11 protein-coding genes are annotated in these 5659 nt (G+C 61.7%); all 11 read right to left on the reverse strand.

What is annotated here, in order from left to right; translation table 11 throughout:
• The coding region (locus QZY44_RS02995; RefSeq protein ID WP_295442045.1) for a PriCT-2 domain-containing protein at positions 1-1260 on the reverse strand (1260 nt) is incomplete at its 3' end.
• A 110-nt stretch (positions 1261-1370) separates the two neighbouring features.
• On the reverse strand, positions 1371-1571 hold the full coding sequence (locus QZY44_RS03000) for a hypothetical protein (RefSeq protein ID WP_295442047.1): 201 nt from the start codon (positions 1569-1571) through the stop codon (positions 1371-1373).
• Positions 1568-1729, reverse strand: coding sequence for a hypothetical protein (locus tag QZY44_RS03005; RefSeq protein ID WP_295442050.1), 162 nt, complete (start codon positions 1727-1729; stop codon positions 1568-1570). The genes QZY44_RS03000 and QZY44_RS03005 overlap by 4 nt, the downstream gene beginning before the upstream one ends.
• 64 nt (positions 1730-1793) lie before the next feature.
• Entirely contained in the window at positions 1794-2042 is a 249-nt protein-coding gene (locus tag QZY44_RS03010; protein WP_295442052.1) for a hypothetical protein, read from the reverse strand.
• Positions 2035-2343, reverse strand: a complete 309-nt coding sequence (locus QZY44_RS03015) for a hypothetical protein (protein ID WP_295442054.1) — start codon at positions 2341-2343, stop codon at positions 2035-2037. Before QZY44_RS03015 ends, QZY44_RS03010 begins: the two co-directional genes overlap by 8 nt.
• Positions 2336-2551 carry a hypothetical protein gene (locus QZY44_RS03020; RefSeq protein WP_295442056.1) on the reverse strand — a complete coding sequence of 72 codons (216 nt, stop codon included), beginning with the start codon at positions 2549-2551 and terminating at the stop codon, positions 2336-2338. Before QZY44_RS03020 ends, QZY44_RS03015 begins: the two co-directional genes overlap by 8 nt.
• Positions 2544-2999 carry a hypothetical protein gene (locus QZY44_RS03025; protein ID WP_295442059.1) on the reverse strand — a complete coding sequence of 152 codons (456 nt, stop codon included), beginning with the start codon at positions 2997-2999 and terminating at the stop codon, positions 2544-2546. The genes QZY44_RS03020 and QZY44_RS03025 overlap by 8 nt, the downstream gene beginning before the upstream one ends.
• A 135-nt stretch (positions 3000-3134) precedes the next feature.
• Complete coding sequence (locus tag QZY44_RS03030) at positions 3135-3320, reverse strand: hypothetical protein (protein WP_295442062.1); 186 nt, start codon at positions 3318-3320, stop codon at positions 3135-3137.
• Positions 3317-3643, reverse strand: coding sequence for a hypothetical protein (locus QZY44_RS03035; protein ID WP_295442064.1), 327 nt, complete (start codon positions 3641-3643; stop codon positions 3317-3319). The genes QZY44_RS03030 and QZY44_RS03035 overlap by 4 nt, the downstream gene beginning before the upstream one ends.
• Before the next feature lie 178 nt (positions 3644-3821).
• The gene (locus QZY44_RS03040) at positions 3822-3968 is read right to left on the reverse strand and encodes a hypothetical protein (protein ID WP_295442067.1); all 147 of its coding nucleotides are present in this window, start codon (positions 3966-3968) and stop codon (positions 3822-3824) included.
• 431 nt (positions 3969-4399) lie between these two features.
• Positions 4400-5659, reverse strand: a 1260-nt coding sequence (locus QZY44_RS03045; protein WP_295442070.1) for a site-specific integrase, incomplete at its 5' end; no start/stop codon positions are given.

Genomic DNA, 5659 nt, shown 5'->3' on the forward strand with positions numbered 1-5659 from the left:
GCCGCCAGACGCCACCACTTCGCTACTGCCTGCCGCCCGCCCCAACAGCGACAACGTCGCACTTTCCGGTCGCCAACGACACGGGGCTCCCACGTTACCGGACCAGCGCGCGGAATTCATGCAGGCTTGCCGGAAGGACACGTCTGCCAGGGCTTGAGCGGCAAGCGCCATTTGAGCCAGTGCCGACGATGAAACCAGCGCAAGCGGTTGACGCCCGAACCTGTGATATTCAATAACAGCACTCCGTGCGGGCTCGGGAAACGCATCAACTGGGTAAGGCGCCGACGGGATACCCGCGGACAGGTCCGCGGGTTCTGGCCAGTCATCAGGTTTTGCGGTTGCCGCGGCCTGGACGGGCACGCGGGGCGCGATCGGCACGACAGGCGCGGGCGTTTCCCGGGAAACGCTCTTTTTCGGGTTGACCCATCCGCCGCGTTGCGCCTCCGCGAATACCGCGCGCGGATCGGTAGCCGTTGGCTTGAAGGACTCCCAGACGCGGGCAGCGTCGGCAGCGTCGTACTTTTCACTTCCTTGCGACCATTCGAGCCACAACCCGCGGCCTGTGTCGCCCATAGACTTCAGGGCTAGGCCGATCCTTACCCACGTTTCCCGCTCATCAGAGCGCAGCGACGCCAGCGCAGAGCGTAAATCCTTCACCGTGTTGGCATCGGTCAGGGATGCAGGGGCGTCCGCCGCGCGTTCTCCGCGGGTCGCCGTGTCAGCACTCACCACAGCAACCGTGTGAAGCGGGGCCAAGGTCGCGCCGATGAACTTGGACAGGTCCTCTATATCTCCGCCGATCGCGTTACCCGTTACTGTGAAATAGCGCCCCGCCGTATAGACCTCGATGCCAGAACGATTAGAGCCTAGCGCCTTCACCGGGGAGCCGTATCCAATCGCATGAACGCCAGTCAATGAGGGCGACCACTCAACATAACCAGGCAATAACTCAACTAGAGCGGCAAGCTCGGGGCGTGTGTCGGTATGGTCAAGGTCTATCCCTTGCCAGCACCCCGGGCCGTCAGCCCCCAAGGCGAACCCCAGCCCCGTATAATTGCCAGTCGCCAAGACCTGCAAGGCTTCATCAAAGGTTCCGAGCTTGGCCAGGTCTGCGGGCGCGTCCAGCTCGCCGCGGCGTTGCGTCCCGTCCAGATAGAAAGGGACCTTGCGCGGCTTCTTGCCCGGTTCCTTATGCGGAATCAGCTTCCATACCAGCCAGCGCCGCGCCGACTGCATCGCGCTCGGGATCTCATTACGCAAGGTTTCTGCATCTGGCGCGGGATGCGGCGGCGGGGCATCGGGCGGCGGGGCTACCCGCCCCGCGCCGGAAGTGGCGGGGGAGGGTGCCCCCGCTCCTTGGGGGCCGTTCGTCATGCTTCACCCTCTGGCCCATCCACGGCAGCCGAATAGGCCAGCCGTGCGCGCTCGTATTCACGCAAGGCACGGCGGGCACGGCGGTCTGCGGCGGTCAGTTGGGCGCGAATGGCGTTTGCTTCGGCCTCGTATTGCTCCCATTCATCGCGGGCCGTGCGCTTGGCTTGGGCGAGTTGTTCCAGGTCGGGCGCACTCATAACCCACCTTCTACGGCTTCAATCCATGCGCGTTCGGCCAGTTTTGCCGCGCGTTTAGCTTTGCGCTGGTCTTTCTTTATCGCCTTCAGCTTGGCTTTCGCGTTGATTGCATCGCGGGTCAGGCGTTCAAGCTCATCTTGGGCGGTATGCTTTGCCAAACGCAACGCTTGAGAAAGGTAAGTGTTTAGGGGCCTTTCGTGGGAAACAGGACGGCAGCGGGGGTTAGTCATGGTCGGCCCCCGTGGTGTCGGTCGCGTGTGCCCATGGGGTGCGGTTCGCCAGATGAAATTCTAAGGCGTCGTCAATCTCGTCAATAGCGAATGCGAGCGATTCGATGCCGCGGCCTCGCAATAGCTCAATATCAATTGACGCCAGCAGAGCAAGCCGCGCTCTGATTTCCGCAAAGACATCTTGAAGAAAAATCTCTGACGCGAGGCGGTTAGACGGGAGAGGGATCGTTCGCCTATTCATGCGTTGCCCCCGCAGCATGGGCCACAATCACCCGTGCCTGTTCCAGCAAGCCAGCGACACACGACAGGGAATCTATGACTTTCCCATGGTGCAGCGTGAACCCGGTATTCACGTTTTCGCCGTTACAGATCAGCAGAGACAGCACGCCGGATGCGCGATCTAAGGCGCATTCAAGCGCGTCGATGGCAAGAACCCCGGGCGGTGCGCTATTGAAGAAAAAATCTTCCGGGGTACTCGGGGCCTCATAGTCGATAGCAATGGGCTTTGGTGTCGGTGCCTTGGTGGTGGTGGGCTTAGTCATGGCGGGCACCCTCAGCGACCAGGACGCTAGACAAGGTGGTATTCCAACGGGTCAGAATGCTGGCCAGTCCGGTTTGAGCAATGGCGGGCAGTTCGTCGGCCAATTCGATCAGGGCGCCGATGCACTCAATTTCAGTGCGTACGCGCTCAAGTTCTTCACGCGATGAAATCGCGAGCCGTTCGCCGCGGTTGGAATCTGGCTTAGCCATGGGACACCCCCACGACAACCAGGGCGCCGGGGCCAGCAAGGCGCTTGCTGTTTATCGTTGCCGTCCACTTGGACGCCTCAAGAATGAAGGTCCGGGCCACGTTCTCAGGGGTCGCGAGATAGCCGGCCGCGACGGCCGCCAGCTTGGCGAACTCATCAGCGGCAAGGGACAGGGTAAGGGGGTGGTCCTGCGCATCGGCACAGGCAGCGGCGGGGCAATGGTCCGGGTTGGCTGCAACCAGTTCGCCGGTTACATTCGGGCGATTACGGATAAGCAACAGAGCCCACTTGACCGGTTGCATGACCAGGCGCCGGGCCAGTTGGTCAAGGGGGCAACCAAGCGCCGTCGCGATGGCCTCAAGTCGGGCGTACTCGCCCGCGGTCAGGTTTACATCAACGGGGCAGGTCTGCGCGTTGGCAGAGTGCAGGGGGCAAAGGGAGGTTTTCATGTGGACCAATCTCCGAAAAATGGATGATTGGCCGTAGAAAGGAGGCGGGCACAGGCGAGACAGACCCCAAGCGGGGCATGACGTAAGCAGCCCAATGGGCTACAATTCTCGCGCCGGTGTACAGCAGCTACCAATCTAGCGGCCTAAGCTTTGCGCGGGGGTCTCACTGCCAAGAAAGACCCCCGCGACGGCACAGACTAAACCCAATTTCCCGAAAAAAGCAAGCGCCTTGATCCCCCGCACGGGGTCAAGGCGTTTTTCTTGCGCGGTCATTTTGTGTTCGCCGCGTGCCTGCCAGGTGGCGACGGTGGGCGCGTTCATGCGGCTTCCTGTCCGTGCGTAAGTAGCCAGGTCATATACCGTTCGCGGTGCAGCAGCAGCAGCCGGCCGCGCCGGATGACTGCGCCAGAGTCGGCAAGCCCGTTCTTTTTCCGGTTGAACAGGTCTGCGCGGATTCCGCCGACCGTCAAGGCGGGTTCGGCTTCGGCCAGTTCGCCGACCGTGTAGATCGTGCGGGGTGGGACTGGTGCGGGTTGGGGTGCGCTGGCCGGACCAGGCGCCGGGGGTAGCGCGGCCTGTATCGCCGCTTGGATTGCGGCGGTCAGGGCGGCGGCGGGGTTCGCCGCTTGGTGGTGGGTCTGCATCGGTGCCGTTCTCCGTGTCGTGTTAGGACGTGCGCCACGGGGGACCGTAGCGCCACGACAAACAAGCTAGCCCCGATTTTGAGCGGATAAAACCGGATAAAGCGGATAAATCATTTATCCGCTTTTCAGGCTCCCGAGACACAAAATAGCCGCATTTAAGCGGCTGTGACCATTCATCTTATTGGCCGTTTCGTTTTCTTCGGGCTCTCAATTGGCGTTCAATAGAACCGGCCTTTTTTTCTGCTTCGTCCGGGAAGTAATGTTGTGCGGCAACCAGTGCCGCGCGCTTCTGTATGGCCCCCCCAGCCATCAGGCTTTCGGCCATGTCTACCGCATCATTCAGGGTCGGGGGTCGTCCGCGTTGCGGTGCGTCAGTGCCGCCCGGCGGTTCCTCTGTGAATATGCCAGGACATAAGGTCAGCAGTGCTTCATAAGGCAACCAGGGGACCGTATAGCTAACAGGTCTAGGGGGTGGCCTGTTGTCGGCTAACCCCCGTCCCGGCTTACCAAACCCTGTACTTCCCCACGGGCTATCCCAAGTAGACACATATCTAACCCGTCTGACTGGCGCTGGCCGCTCTATCGTTTCCCGCTTCATAAGCGGCTGTATGTCCCTGTCGGCATTCCATCGCGCCTCACGGCTTGGCTTGGCGTCGGTTCCAGGATGGGGGGCGCCATACCTTGCCCATGCGACAATGCGCAGGGCCTCTTGATAGCCGTACTGCGGCTTTTTCCAGGCATCGGGTAGCGGTTCCACTATTCGCCCTCCCCAAATATCGCCTTATTCATCCGCTCCACAACTCCCGCTGTATGTGGTTCGCTCATGTGCGCGTATCGCTTCACCATGGCAAGCGTCTTGTGTCCTAGGACCTCCGCAATCTCTGCCAGGCTGGCCCCATTCATTGCCAGATAACTTGCCGCACTGTGCCGCAGGTCGTGCCAGCGGAAATTCTCTATACCCGCCTCTTTCATCGCGTTCTGAAAGGCAAAGACCAAATCAACGGGCTTGATCTCCCCTAGGGTGCCGTCGGCCTTGCGGCGGGTGTTGCCGGGGAATAGCAGGTCGGTATCCTTCGCCCGGGTCTTGGCACGCTCGCGCAGTAGGGACAGGGCCGGGCCAGCCAGGGGCAAAACGCGCCGCTCGCCGTTCTTGGTGTCGTGCAGGACGGCCGCGCGCCGCTCAAGGTCCACTTGTGGCCAGGTCAGGCTCATTATTTCCATGCGCCGGGCACCGGTTGACAGGGACAGCACGACGGCCGTGTATAGGAAGGGGTTACTACTCTGGCGGCAGGCGTCCAGTAGGCGAGTGCGTTCGTCGTCCGACAGGAAGCGAACCCGGCCGCGGGGTTCCTTGGGCTTGGTGACTTTTCGGCAAGGGTTATCGTCCAGCCATCCCCATTCCTTCACCGCCACGGTGCAGACGTGCGACAGCGCCGCGAGATACCGCACCACGGTTGCCGGTTGCATGGTCCCGCGCAGTGTTTTGGACTTCGCGAACTTATCGCGCGCCTTGGCGATCCGATCCGGGGTCAGGTCGGTTAGGAGGTAGGGGCCTAGCTCGGTGCGCCAGTAGTCCAGTTGGTGACCCTGGGTATATTTCTGTTTGCCCTTGGTCGGCAGCACGTCCTGTGTGTACCTGTCGATCATTTCCGCGACGGTGCGCTTTTTCGCCTCCGCGTGCTGGAAGTGCCGCCCCTCCCTGATCGCGGCTTCTGTCTGGGTTGCCCACTTGCGCGCGTCGGTTAGCCGCTCAAAGGTTGCGGTTTGCTGCGGGTAGCCGCGAAGCCTTACCCGTACTTGATAGCTTGTCGCGCCCGTGCGACTCGTCCGCTTGCGGATGTCTGCCATGTGCCCCGCCCGTTGGTGCTGCGTCGTGTTGGACGGAGCCGCTACCGCGGCAGATGACCGCCCGCCACATACTTTCCTCGCCGCCACGCCGTTGTGGCGGTTGCGATTTTCGCCGAGGAGAGTACCGCCTTGAACGCCACCGAACAAGCCCGTTTTGACGCCCTTTAC

Origin of the sequence: uncultured Thiodictyon sp., assembly GCA_903837595.1 — a bacterium.
GTDB lineage: Bacteria > Pseudomonadota > Gammaproteobacteria > Chromatiales > Chromatiaceae > Thiodictyon.